At 57.9% G+C, this 20448-nt stretch carries 18 protein-coding genes, 1 tRNA gene, 1 other RNA gene and 1 pseudogene; all 21 read right to left on the minus strand.

Going from position 1 to position 20448, the window contains the following annotated elements:
• Window positions 1-177 precede the first annotated feature (177 nt).
• Window positions 178-1617 carry a GumC family protein gene (locus NYR97_RS21840; RefSeq protein WP_316695772.1) on the minus strand — a complete coding sequence of 480 codons (1440 nt, stop codon included), beginning with the start codon at window positions 1615-1617 and terminating at the stop codon, window positions 178-180.
• Window positions 1599-2297, minus strand: a complete 699-nt coding sequence (locus NYR97_RS21845; protein ID WP_205394811.1) for a polysaccharide biosynthesis/export family protein — start codon at window positions 2295-2297, stop codon at window positions 1599-1601. The genes NYR97_RS21840 and NYR97_RS21845 overlap by 19 nt, the downstream gene beginning before the upstream one ends.
• Before the next feature lie 471 nt (window positions 2298-2768).
• Window positions 2769-2845: transfer RNA gene (locus NYR97_RS21850), tRNA-Pro, on the minus strand.
• A gap of 61 nt (window positions 2846-2906) precedes the next feature.
• Window positions 2907-3263: a MerR family transcriptional regulator gene (locus tag NYR97_RS21855; RefSeq protein ID WP_005995911.1), complete on the minus strand. Its 357-nt coding sequence runs from the start codon at window positions 3261-3263 to the stop codon at window positions 2907-2909.
• Window positions 3244-3543, minus strand: coding sequence for an integration host factor subunit alpha (locus tag NYR97_RS21860; RefSeq protein ID WP_002811076.1), 300 nt, complete (start codon window positions 3541-3543; stop codon window positions 3244-3246). Before NYR97_RS21860 ends, NYR97_RS21855 begins: the two co-directional genes overlap by 20 nt.
• A gap of 21 nt (window positions 3544-3564) precedes the next feature.
• Window positions 3565-5952: a phenylalanine--tRNA ligase subunit beta gene (gene pheT / locus NYR97_RS21865; protein ID WP_316695774.1), complete on the minus strand. Its 2388-nt coding sequence runs from the start codon at window positions 5950-5952 to the stop codon at window positions 3565-3567.
• 126 nt (window positions 5953-6078) lie between these two features.
• Entirely contained in the window at window positions 6079-7074 is a 996-nt protein-coding gene (pheS, locus tag NYR97_RS21870; RefSeq protein ID WP_016903312.1) for a phenylalanine--tRNA ligase subunit alpha, read from the minus strand.
• A 263-nt stretch (window positions 7075-7337) separates the two neighbouring features.
• Window positions 7338-7697 (minus strand): 50S ribosomal protein L20, encoded by a 360-nt coding sequence (rplT, locus tag NYR97_RS21875; RefSeq protein ID WP_006449140.1) that lies wholly within the window; start codon window positions 7695-7697, stop codon window positions 7338-7340.
• A 10-nt stretch (window positions 7698-7707) separates the two neighbouring features.
• Window positions 7708-7905 (minus strand): 50S ribosomal protein L35, encoded by a 198-nt coding sequence (gene rpmI, locus NYR97_RS21880; protein ID WP_002811096.1) that lies wholly within the window; start codon window positions 7903-7905, stop codon window positions 7708-7710.
• Between the two features lie 240 nt (window positions 7906-8145).
• The gene (gene infC, locus NYR97_RS21885) at window positions 8146-8688 is read right to left on the minus strand and encodes a translation initiation factor IF-3 (RefSeq protein WP_080591364.1); all 543 of its coding nucleotides are present in this window, start codon (window positions 8686-8688) and stop codon (window positions 8146-8148) included.
• Window positions 8689-8736: 48 nt separating this feature from the next.
• On the minus strand, window positions 8737-10641 hold the full coding sequence (thrS, locus tag NYR97_RS21890; protein ID WP_205394399.1) for a threonine--tRNA ligase: 1905 nt from the start codon (window positions 10639-10641) through the stop codon (window positions 8737-8739).
• Window positions 10642-11228: 587 nt separating this feature from the next.
• Window positions 11229-11305, minus strand: a non-coding RNA gene (locus tag NYR97_RS21895) — sX9 sRNA.
• A 174-nt stretch (window positions 11306-11479) separates the two neighbouring features.
• A complete protein-coding gene (locus NYR97_RS21900) occupies window positions 11480-13936 on the minus strand; it encodes a VirB4 family type IV secretion/conjugal transfer ATPase (RefSeq protein ID WP_316695776.1) in 2457 nt (818 codons plus the stop codon).
• Window positions 13937-14038: 102 nt separating this feature from the next.
• On the minus strand, window positions 14039-14350 hold the full coding sequence (locus NYR97_RS21905) for a VirB3 family type IV secretion system protein (RefSeq protein WP_104551019.1): 312 nt from the start codon (window positions 14348-14350) through the stop codon (window positions 14039-14041).
• On the minus strand, window positions 14343-14747 hold the full coding sequence (locus NYR97_RS21910) for a TrbC/VirB2 family protein (protein WP_104551018.1): 405 nt from the start codon (window positions 14745-14747) through the stop codon (window positions 14343-14345). The genes NYR97_RS21905 and NYR97_RS21910 overlap by 8 nt, the downstream gene beginning before the upstream one ends.
• Before the next feature lie 318 nt (window positions 14748-15065).
• Window positions 15066-15627, minus strand: a pseudogene (locus tag NYR97_RS21915) (lytic transglycosylase domain-containing protein); the annotation flags it as partial.
• A 56-nt stretch (window positions 15628-15683) separates the two neighbouring features.
• On the minus strand, window positions 15684-16742 hold the full coding sequence (gene virB11 / locus NYR97_RS21920) for a P-type DNA transfer ATPase VirB11 (protein ID WP_205394397.1): 1059 nt from the start codon (window positions 16740-16742) through the stop codon (window positions 15684-15686).
• Entirely contained in the window at window positions 16739-17911 is a 1173-nt protein-coding gene (locus tag NYR97_RS21925) for a TraB/TrbI/VirB10 family type IV secretion system protein (RefSeq protein WP_205394396.1), read from the minus strand. Before NYR97_RS21925 ends, virB11 begins: the two co-directional genes overlap by 4 nt.
• Entirely contained in the window at window positions 17908-18675 is a 768-nt protein-coding gene (locus tag NYR97_RS21930) for a TrbG/VirB9 family P-type conjugative transfer protein (protein ID WP_205394395.1), read from the minus strand. The genes NYR97_RS21925 and NYR97_RS21930 overlap by 4 nt, the downstream gene beginning before the upstream one ends.
• A complete protein-coding gene (locus NYR97_RS21935; protein ID WP_205394394.1) occupies window positions 18672-19682 on the minus strand; it encodes a VirB8 family type IV secretion system protein in 1011 nt (336 codons plus the stop codon). The genes NYR97_RS21930 and NYR97_RS21935 overlap by 4 nt, the downstream gene beginning before the upstream one ends.
• Before the next feature lie 125 nt (window positions 19683-19807).
• Window positions 19808-20218: a TcpQ domain-containing protein gene (locus NYR97_RS21940; protein WP_055827836.1), complete on the minus strand. Its 411-nt coding sequence runs from the start codon at window positions 20216-20218 to the stop codon at window positions 19808-19810.
• Window positions 20219-20448 lie beyond the last annotated feature (230 nt).

Here is a 20448-nt window from a genome sequence, read left to right on the forward strand (position 1 = left end):
TCATCTCCGTCGTACGATCACCGCGGTAATACCTACCGACCCCAGATCGCACGACAGCCCTTTGTTTCAACAGAGACAAACTTTCAAACGAGGGATCCCGAAACTTACGGGATCCGCCTTTTTCCACGCTGAATCAGTTGTCACTTAAATTAACCACCGTTTTGCAACATCACGATGTCAGTTCAACCGCGTCTCCGGCCCATTGCCTCGCAGAAAGTAGCGCACCAGGGCCACAGCCACACCAAGGAATACGCCAAAGATGAAGCCTAAGGCGAGGTTCAATTTGAGTTTCGGTGAAGTCTTCGACGTAGGCACGTCTGCGGTATCGACGATGGTCACGTTGTTGGCGCCCACGTTGCTTGCAACACCGATCTCCTTGTAACGCTGCAGGAGCGCATCGTAGAGCTGACGGTTGGTATCGACGTCGCGCTTGAGCATGTTGTATTGGATGCTGCGACTCTGCAGATCCAGCTCGTTGCTGCGCAGACCGGCAATGCGTTCGTTGAGCAAACGCTCCTGCTGCACAGAGGCGTCGTAGGCCGCCTTCAACGATTGACGGATGTTGATGACCTCGCCGGTGATCTGACGGCGCGACTCTTCGATCTGCGCCTTCAGGCGCCGCATTTCCGGATAGTCCGGCTTGAAGGTCGATAGCTTCTGCTGGTACTCGGTGTTCAAGCGGATCTGCTCACCGCGCAGGCTCTGGATCAACGGATTGCCCAGCACCTGCGGCAACGACATGCTGTCGCCAGCGCTGACCTGACGCCATGCTGCTTCGGCCTTGATGCGCGTGTCCTGTGCAGAGGCGAGCATTGCGTTGAGATCGCCTAGGTTCTGCGCCGCAAGCGATGGCTTGTCATCGCCCATCGACACGATCTGCTCTTGGGTCGAATAAGAGACCAGCGTCTTTTCCGAGTCTTCAACCTTGCCGCGCAACTGCTCCAGACGTTCGGAGAGGAACTTGGTCGCGAACGAGGACGCGTTCATCCGGCGCTCTTGCGTGCTGACGATGAAGACCTTGGTATAGGTGTTGGCGATCTTGGCGGCCAGCACCGGATCCGGCGAGTCGTAGTTGACGTAGACCAGGCGCGAATTGAGGATCGGCTCGACCACCAATCCGGCCAGCAAGGTGTCGGTCAAGGTGCGCTCGACGATCGCCTGGCGCGAATCGACCGACTTGCCGGCTTCCGGATTCTTGGCCGCAGCCTTCTCCAGTGCCTCGTCGACCTGCGCCTTGAACGCCGTCTCCTGATCCAGCTTGGCTTCGCGGATCACTGCACGCGCCAACGAACGGCTCTGCAGCAACTGGTACTGGGTCTGGTAGAAATCGCGATCCTGCGGCGACTCCACCGGCATCAGATTGTCGACGTTCACCACGTTGAGCGAGTCACGCTCGATCTGCAGCGTGCTGGTAGCGCGGTACTTCTCCGGCATCAACAGCGTGATGCCGAAGGCCAGCAGCACTGCGAACAGCGTGACCCCGATGATCAACCAGCGCTGCGAGACCAGCGCACGCCAGTAGTCGAGCAAACCCACATCCGCCAGCTCGAGATGGCCGTGACGATGAGAAGAAGAGGAACGATTTTCGGAATTCATACTCATCGGTAAGCGCGCCACACCATTACCAAGGGGGTCAGTTCAAGCATGGTGCGCAGCCAGATGCGTGCGTCCGAGCGATACACCACAACGATGTCGCCGCCGTAGATCTCCGGGTCGGGATTGGTACCCTTCTCGATCTCGGTCAGGTCGAATCTAGCGATCATTTTTTGCCCATTGACGATGCGGAAGACAATGACATTGCCGCGGCTGGCCACCGTACTGACACCCTTTGCCTGCGCAATCGCTTGCTGCAAGGTCAGGTTGGAGCCGATCACCGGGTAGATCCCGGGCGCGTCCACCGCACCAGTCACCGTGACCCGGCGGCCGTTGGATTCCTCCACGAACACCGACACTTGCGGCTGCTGCAGATATCCGGCGGCGTAGCGTTCTGCGACCAGTTTTTCCAGTTCGCCAACGCCCAGGCCGGTGGCCTTGACATCGCCGATCAGTGGCAGCGAGATGTGACCGTTCTGATCGATGCGGACCTGCCGCTCCAGATCATCGACTTGAAACACCTTGACCAACAGCAAGTCGCCCGGCGCCAGTCGATACTCTGGCTGCACTGCGGACATCGCAAGCGGATCCGGGAGCGGCAGAGAGTCCGCCATCTTCGGACCGGTGCTGCAAGCGCCCAGTGTCATCGAGCAGATCAACGCCAGGCTGAGGCCTTGGCAGAATCGTTCGATCAGTCTTTTCATGCGTGTAGCTGGCTGCCTTGAGTGGTGGGACAGGAACCCGCGCAGCATTCAACCGGCCAACACGCCAGCACGAACGTACGACAGAGAAATTCATCCCGCATGACATCGGGATCACGACAGGTGTGACGTGTTGCACTGCACTATGGCATAGAAAGAAAACATCGCAAGACGCTGCACGCCATTTTTTTGACGGCGTTGGCCTATTGATTCAAGTTCGTCGTTGCGACGTTAACAAAACGTGATCCAGTTACTAATCACACGCTAATGATTTGGAGCATTTTCGGATACTTAGCACTGCTCTGTGATCCAGGTCCATAGCAGGCGGGACCGTGTAAAGCGGGCTCTTCGGCCCTTTTCCTGCTGCAGCGCACTATGCCGTTCTGCATATGCAGCACCTATCCACGAAGCCCCGAATCCACATGCTGCGCCGCAACAAAAAAGCCCATGTCCAGAAGACATGGGCTCAGTGTTTGGTCGGGGTAGCCGGATTTGAACCGACGACCACTAGTCCCCCAGACTAGTGCGCTACCAGGCTGCGCTATACCCCGAAGATGCTGCGCCCCGTCGCGAGGACGGCCTGCGATTATAGCGGCTTTGCGACACAATTTCCTAGCGGCGCAGCAGTTGCAACACTTCTTCCAGCTCCATGCGCACCTGCTTGATGATCTGGTTGCTCAACGCCGACTCGCTCTTGGCGCCATCGCCTTCCAGGCGCAGACGTGCGCCACCGATGGTGTAGCCCTGTTCGTACAGCAGGCCGCGGATCTGCCGCACCATCAACACGTCATGACGCTGGTAGTAGCGCCGGTTGCCGCGCCGCTTGACCGGCTCCAGGCTCGGAAATTCGGTTTCCCAATAGCGCAGCACATGCGGTTTGACATCGCACAACTCGCTGACCTCGCCGATGGTGAAGTAGCGCTTGGCCGGGATCGGCGGTAGCTCGCGATTACTGCCCGGATCCAGCATAAGCCTCCACCCGCTCCTTGAGCTTCTGGCCTGGACGGAAGGTCACCACCGTGCGGGCCGAAATCGGAATTTCCTCGCCAGTCTTGGGATTGCGACCGGGCCGTTGATTCTTGCGCCGCAGATCGAAGTTGCCGAAACCGGACAACTTCACCTGACGGCCCTGCTCCAGCGCATCGCGCAGCACATCGAAGAAGGCGTCGACAAATTCCTTTGCCTCGCGCTTGTTCAGACCGACCTCGTCGAACAGACGTTCGGCCATCTCCGCTTTCGTCAATGCCATGCCAATCCCCTGGTTACCGCCTCAACTCCGAATCCGGGCGCGGTGCTCGCGCTCGATCACGGCCACCACATCGGCAACGACTGCATCGACGTCCCGGTCGGTGAGAGTGCGCGAGTTATCCTGCAAAATCAAGCCCATAGCCAGACTCTTGAAACCTGGCTCGACCCCCTGCCCGACATAGCGGTCGAACAGCTGCACCTCGCGCAACAACGGGCCAACCGTGGTGCGCACACTGGCAGACAGCGCCGCCCAGCTCACCTCTTCCGGCACCAGGAAGGCCAGATCGCGACGCACCGAGGGGAACCGCGACAGCTCACCGGCCCGCGGCAGCGCACGCTGCACCAGCGGCGCCAGCTGCAGCTCGAACGCGATCACGTCCACGTCGATCTCCAGCTGCTTGGCAAGACGCGGATGCACCTGCCCGATCCAGCCGATGCGCACGCCGTCGCGATGGATATCGGCCGACCGTCCCGGATGCCCGAATGCCTGCGTGGACGGCTGGAAATCCAGCACCGCGCCACTCGCCGCGGCCAGCGCCACCAGATCGCCCTTCAGATCGTGGAAGTCCACCTTGCGTGCAGACTCGCCCCACTGCAGCGCCAAGGCATCGCCACAGACCGCTGCGGCGACGTGCTGAGCTTCCTGCGGTGCGGCACCGGTATCGGCAGACGCTGTGAATACCTTGCCCAGCTCGAACAGGCGCACCCGCCCGGCCTGGCGGGCGGCGTTGCGGCCCAGCGTCGCCACAAGGCCCGGCAACAAGCGCGGACGCATGATTGCAAGTTCCGCACTGAGCGGGTTCGCCAACGGCACCAGACCATCGGTCAGCTGCCAGCGCTCCAACAGGTTCGCATCGACAAAGGCGTAGTTGATGGTTTCCTGCAGCTCGCGCGCCACCAGCTGGCGACGCACGCTGAGTTCGTCCAGCTGGGTTTCGCTCGGCATCGCGATCCGGCTTGCGCCACCGGGCAGCGTGGTCGGCACACGGTCGTAGCCGTGGATACGCGCCAGCTCTTCGATCAGATCTTCTTCGATGGCGATATCGAAGCGACGGCTCGGCGCCATCACCTGCCAACCTTCGGCCACCGCGTCGAGCTGCATGCCGAGCGCGGTCAGAATGCGCACAACCTCGGCATCGTCGATCTGGATGCCCAGCACGCGCGCGATCCGCGCACGCCGCAGCAGGATGCGTGCAGGCTGCGGCAGATGCTGCGGCAATTGCGCATGTACGACCGGGCCGGGCACGCCACCGGCCAGTTCCAGCACCAACCGCGTCGCCACTTCGATCGCCTGTGGCGGCAATGCCGGATCCACACCACGCTCGAAGCGATGGCCTGCATCGGTATGCAACCCGAGCTTGCGGCCACGGCCCATGATCGCGGCCGGATCGAAGTACGCCGATTCCAGAAATACGTTGCGCGTGGCCTCGGTGACGCGCGTGTCCAGCCCACCCATCAGACCGGCCAATGCGACCGGGCGGTCGGCATCGGTGATGGTCAGGAAGCTGTCGTCCAGCGTGACCTGCCGTCCATCCAGCAATGCCAGCTGCTCGCCGCTGCGCGAACGCCGCACACCGATCGGCCCCTGCAGCGTGTCCAGGTCGAACGCATGCATCGGCTGACCGAGCTCCAGCATCACGTACTGGGTGATATCCACCAGCAGCGAGACCGGCCGCACGCCACAGCGACGCAGGCGCTCGGCCAACCACACCGGCGTTTTTGCCGCCGGGTCGATGCCTTCGATCACGCGACCGCAGTAACGCGGCGCCTCGCTGCCGGCATCCAGCTCCACTGACAAGGTACGCGTCGACACCGGCGCCACCGCGCCCGCATCGAAGGCCACCACCTCGCTGGCGCAGGCTGCGGCCACATCGAAGGCGATGCCGCGCACGCTGAAGCAATCGGCGCGATTGGGCGTGAGCTTGATCTCGATGCTGGCATCGGGCAGCCCCAGATACTCGGCCAAGGCCTGACCCACCGGCGCATCGTCCGGCAGCTCGAACAGGCCGGACGCGTCGCTGTCCAGACCCAGCTCCTTGGCCGAACACAACATGCCGTTGGACGCCACACCGCGCAGCTTGGCCGCGGTAATGGTCAGCGCACCGATCTGCGCACCGACCAGCGCCAACGGCGCCACCAGACCGGCACGCGCATTGGGCGCGCCACACACGATCTGCAGCAACTCGCCCTGCCCTGCGTCGACGCTGCAGACCTGCAGACGATCGGCCTCCGGATGACCCACCGCCTCGACGATGCGCGCCACCACAACTTGACCCAGGGCCTCGCCCAATGGCGTGACCTCTTCGACCTCTTCGACCTCCAGACCGATCGCCGTCAGCGTCGCGGCAAGTTCGTCGCAGCTGGCCTGGATGGGAACGTGGCTGCGCAGCCAATTTTCAGAGAATTTCATGAGGGGCCGGGAATCGGAAATGGAGAATGGGGAATCGCAAAAGCGGGGGCGTCGGGCCTGGGGAACGGAATCCAAAGAGCAAGTGGCTCCAGCGATTCCCCATTCCCAATTCCCGATTCCCCGCCGTCAGGCGAACTGCCTGAGGAAACGCACATCGTTCTCGAAGAACGCGCGCAGGTCGTTGACGCCATAGCGCAGCATCGCAAAGCGCTCCACGCCCAGGCCGAACGCGAAGCCGGTATAGCGCTCCGGATCGATGCCGACGCTGCGCAGCACGTTCGGGTGCACCATGCCGCAGCCCAGCACTTCCAGCCAGCGCGTGCTGCCGTCGGGCTGCTGCCAGGCGATGTCCACTTCCGCACCCGGCTCCACGAACGGGAAATAGCTGGGGCGGAAACGCATTTCGAAATCGCGCTCGAAGAACGCACGCACGAACTCGGACAAGGTGCCCTTGAGGTCGGCGAAGTTGGAATGCTCGTCCACCAGCAGGCCTTCGACCTGATGGAACATCGGCGAATGGGTCTGGTCCGAATCGGAGCGATACACCTTGCCGGCCGCGATCATGCGCAGCGGCGGCTTGTGCGCATCCATGTAACGCACCTGCACACCGGAGGTATGGGTGCGCAACAGGCGGCCATCGCCGAAATAGAACGTGTCGTGCATCGCGCGTGCCGGATGGTGCGGCGGGAAATTCAGGGCCTCGAAGTTATGCCAGTCGTCCTCGATCTCAGGCCCGTCGGACAGCTCATAGCCCAGGCGCGCAAAGATCTCGACGATGCGCTCAAGCGTGCGCGTGACCGGATGCAATCCACCGCGCTCGCTGCGACGACCCGGCAAGGTGACATCGATGCGCTCGCCTGCCAGACGTGCGTCCAGCGCAGCGTTTTCCAGCGTGTGCTTGCGCTCTGACAGCGCGGCGGTCAGCGCATCGCGCGACAGGTTGATCGCTTCGCCGGCGGCCTTGCGCTGATCGGCCGGCAGCGTGCCGAGCTGCTTGAGCTGGGCGGTGATGCTGCCGCTCTTGCCCAGCAATGCGACGCGCAGCGCCTCCAGTTGGTCAGGCGTCTGTGCGGCGGCGACATCGGCCAGCGCGCGCTCGGTCAGGGATTGAATCTCACTCATTGCACTCGCGCCTCAACTGCGTCAACCGAACGGTGTTTCCGGATGCACCGGAACGCATTGCCACTCAAATCTGGACTTGTCCGGCATCCAGTCAGCAATGCCGGCCATCTAAAAACGCAAAAGGGGAAGGACTCGCGCCCTTCCCCCTGCATATCTGCTTGCCCTCGCCGGAGGCCTGTACACGAATGTGCAAGCCCCTGCGAGAAACTACCCTTTCAAAAGTCCGCACATGGATGTGCGGGCTCTTGCAGAGGGACCTGCATTTACGCCGCCAGCGCGCCCTTTGCCTTCTCAGCCAGCGCGGCAAAGCCGGCGGCGTCGTGCACGGCGATATCAGCCAGCACCTTGCGGTCCAGGGTAATACCAGCCTTGAGCATGCCGTTCATGAAACGGCTGTAGCTCAGACCATTGATGCGCGCAGCCGCGTTGATGCGGGTGATCCAAAGCGCACGGAACACGCGCTTCTTCTGCTTACGGCCAATGTAGGCGTACTGCTGAGCCTTGATGACCGCCTGCTTGGCAACGCGGAAGACCTTACGACGGGCGTTGTAGTAGCCCTTCGCCAGGTTCAGAATTTTCTTGTGGCGGCGGCGCGCCTGCACACCACGCTTTACTCGTGCCATGGTTCAGTCCTCAGAGATAGGGAAGCATACGATCGAGACGGCCTGCATCCTCGGCGCGGACGTGGTTCGTCTGCCGCAAGTTGCGCTTCCGCTTGGTCGCTTTCTTCGTGAGGATATGGCTACGGTTTGCGTGGCCGCACTTGTACTTGCCGGAGGCGGTCTTGCGGAAACGCTTGGCCGCCGCCCGGTTGGTCTTAATCTTGGGCATTGCAATGTCCTTGATGGTGTTTTGTCACTGACCCGGGCGGCAGTCTTGCGACCACGCTTTCCATCCTTGCCCTTGCCTGCTTGTAAGTCCTTGATCGAACACGATCCGGACAGGTCCTGTACCGCTTGCGCGGCGCCACGGTAAAACCGGGCCGCGCAGTCTACCCGTTGCCGGGAATTCTTGCAAATCGCTGCTATCTGCACTGCGACCGACCCCGCCGGGGCCGGCCGCAACGCGGGATCAGATCTTCTTCTTGGGCGCGATCATCATGACCATCTGCCGCCCTTCCAGGCGCGGACGCGACTCGATGACGATGTCGTCGCCCAGGTCGGCCTCGATCCGCGACGCCATCTCGCGCCCCAGCTCCTGGTGGCTCATTTCACGGCCACGGAAGCGGATGTTGACCTTGACCTTGTCGCCCTCTTCCAGGAAGCGGCGCATGTTGCGCAGCTTGATCTGGTAGTCGCCCTCGTCCGTGACCGGACGGAACTTGAGTTCCTTGATCTCGACCTGCTTGGTCTTCTTCTTGGCCTCATTGGCCTTTTTCTGCTGCTCGAACTTGAACTTGCCGAAATCCATGATCTTGCAGACCGGCGGATCGGCCTGCGGCTGGATTTCGACCAGATCCAGGCCTTCTTCCTCGGCCTTGGCGAGCGCTTCGTCGCGCGACAACACGCCGACCATCTCTCCGTCGCTGCCGATCACGCGGACGCGCGGCACGCGGATTTCTTGGTTCTTGCGGTTCTGTTTGTTGTCAGGGGTACTGATATTGCAATCTCCCAGGGGAATCGAACCGGCGCATCCGGATCATCCAGACCGGCCGGGGTTGGCTCACGCTGCCTGCTCTGCCTGCAGACGTTCGACGAAGGCCGAGACCGTCATGGTCCCGAGGTCTTCTCCCGAACGTGTCCGCACAGCGACCGCGCCATTTTCCTTCTCGCGGTCACCGACCACGAGCAGATAGGGCACGCGTTGCAGCGTATGCTCGCGAATCTTATATCCGATCTTCTCGTTACGCAAATCGGCGTTTACACGGAAGCCTTGATTTGCAAGGGTTTTCCGAACTGAGTCCACATAGTCTGCCTGGGCATCGGTGATATTTGCGACAACGACCTGGACCGGGGCGAGCCAGGAGGGGAAGGCACCGGCGTGGTGTTCGATCAAAATGCCGATGAAACGCTCCATCGAACCGACGATCGCCCGGTGCAGCATGACCGGGTGCTTTTTCTGGCTGTGCTCATCCACATACTCGGCGCCAAGGCGGCCGGGCATCATGAAATCGACCTGCATGGTGCCCAGCTGCCAGGTGCGGCCAATGGCGTCCTTGAGGTGGTATTCGATCTTGGGACCGTAGAAGGCGCCCTCGCCCGGCAGCTCCTGCCACTCCACCCCGCACACGCCCAACGCGCTGCGCAGCGCGGCTTCGGCCTTGTCCCAGGTGACATCGTCGCCCAGGCGCTTTTCCGGACGCAGCGCGATCTTGATCTCGATGTCGTCGAAGCCGAACGCGGTGTAGACCGCCAGCGCCTGCTGGTGGAACGCGGTGACTTCGGCTTCGATCTGCGATTCCAGGCAGAACACGTGCCCGTCGTCCTGGGTGAAGCCGCGCACGCGCAGGATGCCGTGCAGCGCGCCGGACGGCTCGTTGCGGTGGCAGGCACCGAACTCGCCGTAGCGGATCGGCAGGTCGCGGTAGCTGTGCAGACCCTGGTTGAACACCTGCACGTGGCCGGGGCAGTTCATCGGTTTGACCGCGTAGGTGCGCTTCTCCGATTCGGTGAAGAACATCGCGTCCTGGTAGTTGTCCCAGTGGCCGGATTTCTGCCACAGCGACACATCCAGGATCTGCGGGCAGCGCACCTCGCCGTAGCCGCTGTCGCGGTAGACCTTTCGCATGTATTGCTCGACCACCTGCCACAGCGACCAGCCCTTGGGGTGCCAGAACACCAGGCCCGGCGCCTCTTCCTGCAGATGGAACAGGTCCTGCTGCTTGCCGATGCGGCGATGGTCGCGCTTGTCGGCTTCTTCCATGCGCAGGATGTAGGCGTCCAGCTGCTTCTTGTCGGCCCAGGCGGTGCCGTAGATGCGCTGCAGCTGCTCGTTCTTGGCATCGCCGCGCCAGTAGGCGCCGGAAATACGGGTCAGCTTGAAAGCCTTGAGGAAGCGCGTGTTGGGCACGTGCGGGCCGCGGCACATGTCCACGTATTCCTGGTGGTAGTACAGGCCCATCGCGGTGATGTCGGCGGACATGTCCTCGATCAGGCGCAGCTTGTACTCCTCGCCGCGCTGGGCGAACACCTCGATCACCTCGGCACGCGGGGTGACCTTCTTGATCACGTCGTAGTCCTGCGCGATCAGCTCCTGCATGCGCTGCTCGATCGCGGCCATGTCGTCCGGCGTGAACGGGCGCTCGCTGTAGATGTCGTAGTAGAAGCCTTCGGCGATGACCGGGCCGATCACCATCTTGACCTCCGGATACAGCTGCTTGACCGCATGCCCGACCAAGTGCGCGCAGGAGTGGCGGATGATCTCCACGCCTTCGGCGTCCTTGGCGGTGATGATGCGCAGGCTGGCATCATGGTCGATGACGTCGCTGGCATCGACCAGCTGGCCGTCGACCTGGCCGGCGATGGTGGCCTTGGCCAGGCCGGCGCCGATCGACTGGGCGACCTGCATCACCGAGACGGGGGATTCGAATTCGCGGCGGCTGCCGTCGGGGAGCGTGATGTTGATCATGGGCAAGAATGAGGTCTGTGCTGGCTGCAGCGCGACGGCTGCAAGGGAGATCTGCCCGTTGCGGGACAGGCTCGGATAGGGATGCAGCGTAGAGATAGTGCAGAAAAACCCCGTGCGGGCGCCGTGCGAACTGGCGCGGCCGGAATCAGCAGTGGGCAGTGGTAGTGCTCATGTCGCACGCTGGGCCGGCGCGGAGCGCGGGCCACCTTCTCGCAAGGGGTCTTGGAAGCGAATGGTAAACCAATCAGCGCGGCGTTGCGCGCGGCGGCACGGGGCTGGCAGGCGCATGGCATGAGGCCGGCCGCCTGTCCTGCCAATGCCCAGCATGACCATCAGACGCAGCAAGACGTGCCAAAACAGATGCATTAGCGTAATGGTGTAGCAGCGTCCCAACGCATCCGTGCATGCGTATTCATCGCATTCAGAAGCGTCACCATGAGCTCAGAGAGAAGCCTTAGAGGCTCAATCATGAGTCGCAATACTGCAGGGCGATCCTAGATGCAACCTCGAGAAGCCCTTTAACTTCAAGCGCTTTGACTAGAGAACCTGTAAATATTTGTCGGTACCTTGAATATAGTGGTTAGAGCGGCCAACAAAACGCAACGAGCGTTCGTCAGGTGGGTGCGGGCGGCGCGCTCAGAACCGGAGTGTACGAGTGGTAGATGTCCATTCCGAGCACCAACCGCGCCCGCATGGCGGCTGCGCAGTAGTTTTGTTAGCCGCTCTTAATAGGACGTAGTGCTGAGGGCGGCTTCTGTGGCAACAGTCATCGGGTAACGCCTCTACGTATAACGCCAGCCCGTGATGCACCCTCAACCATCACACTTAAAAACCGAAGTTATGCGTGATCCCCAAGGTCAGTGTCTTTGGCGCGTTTGCGTTTGCCCGACCCCTTACGGTTGGCATAAAAGTCTTCCAACCACTGCTCCGGTGTCAGCTGATCCACGCTTACGCCTAGCTGGCCCGCCTTACGCGACAGGATTTCATGCATGATTTCGATGTTATCGGTCGACGAAGAAATCACTGACAGCGCGTCGTCCAGGCCCCGCAAGTTGAGTTGGCACACCGCCGAAGCATGGCCTTGCTTGACCAGGAAGCAGCGCGAGCGCTCGTCCAGCGACACCACCACCTGGTACTCGGCGTCAGTGAGCTTTAACCCTTCCATATAGTCGTCACGGCTGGCGCTGGGATTGGGCAGCAGGATCATGGTCGCGGTCTGCTCAATCAGCGCCGCGGCAATGTCGCTGGCTAGAGCATCTTCCGGGCTTTGTGTAGCGAAAATACCCAAGCCATTCTGCTTACGGATGGTTTTTTGCTTGTTCTTGGCGAATTCCTTCAAACCGCCCTTGCCGTCCAGGATCTTCCAGAACTCATCCATCACGTAAATCAGCGGACGCCCGTCGATCAGCGCTTCCAGACGATGCAACAGGTAATTGATCACCGGCACACGCACTTCGGCGTTGTCGATCACGTCAGTATAGTCAAAGCCAATGATCGAGGCTCGTGTCAGATCAATGGTGTCCACCGGGTTGTCGAACACCCAACCCAGTGAGTTGCCGGCAGTCCAGCGACGCAGACGAGCGTACAGCCCGTCATCGCCCATGTTGGGCAGGCTTTTGCGGAAGTTGCTCATGCTGCGCAGTTGCATCGGCGTGTCCAACATACCCTCTACCGCGCGGTAAATATCCTCTTCTTCGCGCGAGCTGTATTCGGGTTTTCCGCCAAGTACCTTGATTAACTCGGCCAGAAACTGCGTATTAGCTTCATTGCGCTCGCATTGAAACGGATTGAAGCCTGTCGGCGCACCGTTTTCCAGCGCCAGATAATTACCACCGCAGGCGCGCACGAAAATCTCCGCTCCACGATCCTTGTCGAAGAAGAAGATGGTCGGAATTGGATCGAACTTCTGCACTTGGCTCAACAGAAAATTGATCAGTGCGGTTTTACCTGTACCAGACTTACCAATCACCATCGTGTTGGCAATTGCCTTCTCACCGAGAGAGTTCTCCGCAGGGTGGGTGGCGTGGAAATTGAAGTAATACGGCTGACCATTGGTGGTTTGCAACGTAGTCACACAATCGCCCCATGGATTGTTGTGCTGCTTGCCCTGGGCGAAGTTATGCAGCGGCGACAGGCCCAGAAAGTTGAGCGAACTCAGGTTGGCGATCCGCGTGCGGAAGCGCCAGTTGCCTGGTAGCTGCGCATAAAATGACGACGCTACTGCCAGGTCTTCTTTAGATGAAACGAACCCGGCGTTAGATAGCTCGGCACGGGTAGTCGCAATCTGCCGGGCCAGTTTCTCCTGGCTATCCGCGTACACCGCGATCGTGAAGTGGTACTCGCCAAGCACAAAATTGCCCGAGGCCACGTCGTCCATCGCAACATCTAAATCACGGATCTGACTGGACGACTTATCGCCCGACGAAATCATCATACCCTTTGTGCGCTCAAGCACTTTCAGTGCATCATGGCGACCGACTGGGCTAAAGGAGTGGGTCACAACATACTCAAAATCCAGATACTTCAGACCATTGAGGATGCCTGGATAGGTTCCATCAGCGTATTCTTTGACATTGAGAATTGCACCAAAATGATTGATACCATCGGGCGTACGGATGACAAAGTCGCCAGTTTTATTGGCGAACATGTGCTTACTGACCGGAAGATAAGCCTGCACGGGCGCTTGCAAAACCGGAACTGGCTCATCGATACGGTTGAGCAAGTAGCCAAGGAACTCCAGTGTCTCGGAAAACACTATGCCATTCTTGGCTTCATACATGCCTAGCCGATAAGGCGAATAATCCTTCAGCACAGCCTCCACATTGGTGGCCAATTCGATCATCTTCGCTATGGCCTGTTCCTCCTCCAACCGGATTCGCTCCGGATCGCCAGACTTTTCGACCAGGCGACGGCCAGTAACCACTGGCCGATAGATCATGCTGAAGTACAACTCGTTCTGCATGATCTTTTGTGAAGACAATGCAGCATAATATTCATCCGATAGCGCTTGGTTGAAGGACTGCTTGAAGCGACTGGCATTACCGATTCTCCGACGCCGACGCACATCGTGCACCCAGAACGCTACGTTGGCGAAGTCGGGAGCACGCAATGTCTGTAGCAGGCGATTGAAAGTGTTGTGGCGCTGCTCCAGCTCGAATTCGTCACGCCCTACGAAGGGAAGACCTGCAAGATGCCAAATCAATAGATAGTCGCCGCCAGTCGTCTTTAGGACAGACGGTGCCACGTGCGTCGAAATTGAGACGAATTCACTGATCGGACTATCTGGACTAAACATGGTCTTACCAATTTAAAGAAGGAAGCGTGATATCGCACAATCGAATAAGCACCAGCCCCATGCAACTTACGTGCATGGGGCTGGTCAATCGGACTCAGGTGATCACTGACGTTTTCCAGGAGGCACCTTGCGATATTCGTTAGGACTGAATACCCACATTCCAGAATAGCGCTGTAAATTACGAACACGCATTCGAAACAACCATCGCAACCCTAGCAATCTGAAAATCATCTCGTCCCGTTTGGCCATCTGCTGCATGATGAAGATGAACACGGGGATGGTCAGCAGGTACCATAAATTGAGGTACATGCCCATCATCAGGCCACCGCCAGCACCGATGAAGAATGGGATATAGGGAACCCCCAAAAACATCGCTGGGCGAGTGCACCCACGAAATAACACATCTTTATGCATAGTGATGAAGCGCCTGCAATAAGGCCATTGCCGATTCACCCGTGCACTGGCTATCACGCTTGCCAATTACCAAGTTAGCAATCTGGCCTGCAGCTCCAATCAACACACCGCCGATGAGAATCGGCGAGACCTCAGAAATGCGCTTGTGGGCAAATGCAATCTGATAGCCTGCAACGATCACCGCAATCGTCACAACAGCCACGGAACCCATGGTAAGCAACGTATTGATATTATCCAGGAAACCACAAACCTTTTCATCGGTCTTGGCCAGATCGCCGACTTGAGCACCTGCACCACCAGCTACCAGCAGGGCCGAAGTGAAAACCAAAGCCTTCAAGGCCTGAATACCGACCATCTTGGCGTCGGCGACCAACTGCTTCTTATTTACTGATTTCATGATCTATCTCCTTGGACAGGGGGGCTCTCAGCCATCCGATGGCAATTTTTCATCCTTGTTAAAACACAAAGGCACTATCCACCGGAACCTGTCGCGGTGGCGTGGGTTCCCTAGATGGGGTGGCTTGAGTAGCTGAAATCTCAGATGCAGGTCTTCCCGTAGCAGGCACAGCAACGCCGCGCCCCTGCCCCGTTGCACGTATGACGTAAAGATCGCTTTCGGCAGAAGGCGGGAAAGATGTCATCGGATGTTGAGTAGCAGGGACGGAAGGAACATTTTCAACTTGTGTTTGGCGCTGCACTTCATTTTGCGCAGGCCTCGCCATGTCCTGAATCCGGCGTGAGACAATAGCATCTGCTAGTCTAGCAGCAACTTGGTGAGCAGAATTCTCACTACGTATCTTGATCGGACGATTAGGAATAACTCCTATCGGCTCGGCACGGCCTGCGGCAGCCACAGACTGGCGGATAGACGCGTAAATCTTTTGCACGTAACCGTGCTTGAACCCAGTTTCGAAATTACCGGAGTAGTAGCAACTGAACGATTTCCCCCAGTTTGCACCTGAACGAGAATGACACTCAGCCAGAATTTTGGACGCAGCTATCAAGTTAGGACACTTAGCGAAAGCCATTTCGTAGCTGGTCAGTCCATACTTTGTCAAATTGTAGCGATTGACCTGGCCCAAGCCGAGGGAGAAATTGTAGCCCTTCTGCTCCAACATTCTCGCTGTAGCCACAGCTTCCTCAAGACCACGCGGTTCACGCACTAGCCTGCCACCGACTACGCCAATTGCATAGGGGTTTCGTGAAGACTCAACACGTACAACGTGCTGCATTACTTCACCAGGGACAGCTAGTCCAGTGCACCCCATAAGTTCCATGCCAGGCAGCATTGTGGTCTTCTCCAATTCGATTGACATCAATCGCTAGCGGCCGGTTAGCCGCCTCGCAGGGTTCTTGCGGGATCAAAATCAATCCCAGTGATAAAACGACGCCCGGCGTGCGCTTTGATATGCACAACGATATCAATCGTCATGCGTAATAGCCTCTTGATCACCTCGAACTCCAGGCCGGAACCCTCATTAGAAGCCTTCACCATCAGCGCGAGCTGGTCCCAGGTCTGCTCCACGCTGCCGGCATGGCAGCTGGTGATCGAACCAGGATGGCCAGACGCGCAATTGCGAATGAAGTAAAACGATTCATCGCCACGCAACTCAGCCAGGATAATGCGATCGGGCTTCATGCGGAGGCATGCTTCCATGCAGCTCTTGGCAGTCACATTACTTGCACTTTGTCCACCCTTTGAGTACAGCAGATGCACCGAATTAGGCTGACTGATGAATAGCTCGCGGGCATCTTCGATGGTGACCAGACGCTCCTCGTTTGGAATGTGGTTCACTAAAGCCTTCATGAAGGTAGTCTTGCCGCTACCGGTAGCACCAGCCACGACCACATTTTTCTTATAAAGCACCGACCTCTTGAAGAATTCGGAGTACTCCTTATTGCGGCGCAACTCAAGTAGTTCGCGGTCGTGGTCGCTGACGTCGGCCGCCTGCTCAAGCACTTGGTCGAAAAACCCATCGCTTGTGTACTGCTCGAGGGTCTTGGTGTGCTTGGACGGCAAACGAATCGTAATCGAGACTTTTCCCGCATCGCAGGCTGGAGGAATAACAAACTGCGCACGTTGACCAGTTGGAAATGTCAGCGACACCACCGGATCGGCATCGGTGATGCGCTGCCCGGTGTTGCTTTCATTAACAACCGCTGTACAAAACTGCCTGGCCCGATCAAAAGTTAACGATGGAACATCTATACGTTGCCAACCATTAATGGTCTCAAGGTAAATCTCGCCAGGACGATTGATGCATATCTCGGTCACTTCCGGGGAATTCAGATAGTCGAGAATACCTAGCACCGAGTACTGGTAATCAAGGAAATCGTTAGAAATCCGCGCAAGTGGAGAATCCTCAATCGTCGTGACAACTCGTTCGTTCACTTTGGCAGAACCGCTGTGAAATCAACATCTTTTGCTACATAGACGTTCAATACTGTGCCCTGATTGATCGTCACAGTTGAGGGGCGGCGGCCTGATTTCGCCACCGCCTGCTCTGCGATGTCCTGAACACTGCGAGCAGTATTACTTTCAAATGGCTGCTGAGTAATAATGCCGCTACTTACTCCGACCGTTGTCGTTTCCGGACCGTATTCTGCAGCAGCATATTTGAAAGCATCGCTAAGCATACTGATAAATAAAGCAGAAGCAATTTTATTGCCCCAGTGTGCATTGTACTGACCAGGATGACCCGCGCTACCGAGGTTGTCGATACCAGGACCTTCCAACTTCACGTCAATACCAGTTGGAGTCGTAATGCGGTCCCAAACCACCTGCATTCTCGGAGAGGTTGGCTCCTTTGCGGCATATTGGCCGAGCATCTTTGAGCCCTTTGGCAAGAGCAGATTATGGCCATTGATCGAATACACCGGCTCGGTCACGATGCAGGAGGTGAATCCGTCAAAATCACTGATGATTCGGGTCTCCAATATGCATCGGATATACGTCCCACGAACCAAGAGTCCGTCCGGATTGCTGATTGGCTTAGCCAAGGTAGCTTGAGCATCATCTTGGTCAGCTGGCATCTGCGCGCCTAGTGGACCACCGCCACCCTGTGAACCTTGCCCAGCAGCCTGCTCAGCAAGAATACGACGCTCCAATAAACTTGGACCGCGCTCTCGCTCAGGCGCCACGACACGATCTTCGCTATAGTCAGGTGGCGCAACGGGTAATGGCAGCGAATTCTGTTGCTGTACAAGTGGTACCGGATCAGGATCGACGGATGAAGTGAGATTTTGTGGCAACGCTGGCGCGACGACGGTCTCGGCGCGCGGTTTAACTGTCTCCGGCTTTTCTGAGCTACGTGAAACCAACCAGAAAATGGCAAGGATCAATAATGCTGCAATACCAGCCAAAAATATCAAGGCTTTCCGGTTAAGTCGCTTGATGTCGTTGGAATGCAGCACGGGCTCATTGGCGTCGAGATCCGGATTCTCCGTTGCTCTCTGACGCGCGAAATACGGATTACTGTCGCGCTCGTCATGTTCCGCGCGTGACTGCTCATCACGTCCGGGAATGCGCTCATCAGGATTATTTGGCGTGTTTGAATTCACTTTTGCTTATTCCTTCGCAGACCTACGACATTGCTGCCATGGCGAACCACCAGGAACGGATAGGTACCATGCACAACTAATGTATTCCCTTCGACCGTGGTATTGACCAGAAAGTCTTCACCATGCTCTTTTTCACGACCAAAGACCGCAGGAAAATTGCCTGTCGGGAAACGGGTCAGGTCCATATTAATATAGGTGAACTTTCCGTCATCATATACCCGACTTGGGACAAGCCAAGACTTTTTAGTACGCGTGGAATAATCATAATCGTAGTAATAACGGCGATCCTTCAAAATTTTGGCATTAAGCTGCGGCCCTTCCTTTACTGCAGCAGCATCCTCAGGACCATTGAAACTAGTATCCCTTGGATATGTAAACAAGACCTTGTATTGCACGCCAGCTTGTTTCGCCTGCTCAAGACGCTGCCAATCAGTCGCTACAACTTTAAGCTCAAGAATATAAGAATGCGTTGCCGTACGGATCATCATGTTCGTATCGACATCGACGTTCTTGGGCTTAAGATAGAACACGTTTTCGCGGCGAGTCAGTTCCCACCCCCCCGTGAAGCCAGTGCTGTAGTCCAGAATCTTTTCGTTAGGACTAAGCTCGACCTGGGTAGTGATTCCCAACCCTGTACGCACCTGATAGATACGATCTGGTGCGTATTCGTATTCCTGCACCACCTGCGCAGTTGCGGATGACATACACAGCGCGAGCGGTAGCAACGCAAGTAGCGCCATCCTGTATCGGCTAAAGAGATTCATCTACCACTCGCTCCATTGACATTATTCGGTGTCCCCTGAGATTGGATCGTAGGCTGGGCCTGATTTGGATACGCCGCGGGCGCGATCTGTTGCTGAGCCGGTACACCAGCAGGCATCGAGGCTGCCTGCTGCGCGGGCATCACAGCAGGTGCCATTGCACCCGGGGTGACCGGAGCTGCCGCTCCAGACATGCCGGGCTGCGCGGTCGGGACTGACTGCGCAGGTGCAGATGTCGCCGGAAGCGTTTGTGCGCCTGAAGCAGGAACTGCGGGCAAAGCCGAATAATCGTTATCCACGCGGTAATCAGTGACTCTGAAGCCCAAGGGATTTTCCACCCTCAGTTCATCGCTCATTTGAAGATTGTCTTGGTAAGCAAACTCCATTGTCGCGATCTTGTTATCCAACAAGGTGCTGACTGTGGAACTTTTATCATAGATATTACGCTGAAAACGCACTGTCGCACCCGAGAAAGGCTTACCCTTGCCACCGATGAGAGTAATACTCAGGATACTGATGCGGATTGCACGATTCCTTCCATAAACAAGGAAAGGTCTAGCCTGATTATTAGCTGCATGTAGCGCACGATACTCAGAAAGTACGCTCGTAGCGGCCATTGCGCCGACAGTATTCCAGTCGCGATCGCTGATCGTCGACGCGTCATAGGATTCGCGGGCAATGATAAAACGCGCAATATTGCTGCGAGCCAATGCCTCACTTGTGCTGATCGCGCGCCCCCCATAATTAGCTTCGAGCTTGGCAATGGTACTCGTGCCCGAATACGCATCTGCCATCACCAGATACGGCACTTTTTCTTTCAGAGGCAGCATGTAGTAGTAACCACCCGCCGTCATCACGGTGACCAGCATCGACAGCATGGCCACGATCCATGCACGCTTTTCGCTACGGCGTGCGAGATCAGCGATGCTGACCTCGTAGTTCACCGCTTTCTGGACAGCCGCACCCACTTGGGCGGAGCCATCCTTTTCATTGACCTTCTTACGCAACATGTCTAGATCCGTCACCGTAGGGCCTTGTCAGGCCTGAAACTATTGCCGCCATGCAGCGCGGGCACTTGGGAGGCAGAGCTTTCGCGGACTGGATGCTTAGAACGCATCGAGCCAGCAATCAGCCCTCAGAGCTTGGCTCCAGACGACACGGGGACGGGCTGCACCAACAACTTGTTAGCGGACACCGACACCGACACGCCTTGCGCCGCATACACCGCGCTCAGTTCGGTGGCAGCTTGCTGGACACTGGTCGTGCTTATCGTGGAAACCGGCCCGATCAAGGTGTAATCCGACGGCAGGTTGTAGGACAACTGCATATTGGAATCCGCAGCCCATCGCTCCAGCATCGTTTTCAGCGTGCCGTCCATCGGCGTCGCCTGATAAGTGTAGGAGGTGTAGAGCGGGATCTCGGTCGGGGCTTCGTCAAAATGATTGACGTGCTTCCAGCGCCCACCAAAATCAGCAGCAGGCTTGGTCGCGCAGGCGCCTACCAAGACAGAAGCTACCAGGACCAATGAAAGCTTGGACAAATACATCGGATTCACTCGAACCTCTCCAACTCATGAAATTTCGGGCGTAAGACGGGCAGCACAGCGCCTCCGCTCACCTGGTGGTGACGGAGGAAAGAGTTTTCGGGAGGCCAATCGATCGCGCGCACTCTTCCAGCCCGCTGCAGGCAAGCCGACCGAAGAGACCAATGCGCGACGTCGATAAAAATGAACACAATGAACAACCATCCATAGCCTTAACTCCTGTACGGCCCCAT

It is taken from the genome of Xanthomonas hydrangeae, assembly GCF_032697525.1.
Lineage (GTDB): Bacteria > Pseudomonadota > Gammaproteobacteria > Xanthomonadales > Xanthomonadaceae > Xanthomonas > Xanthomonas hydrangeae.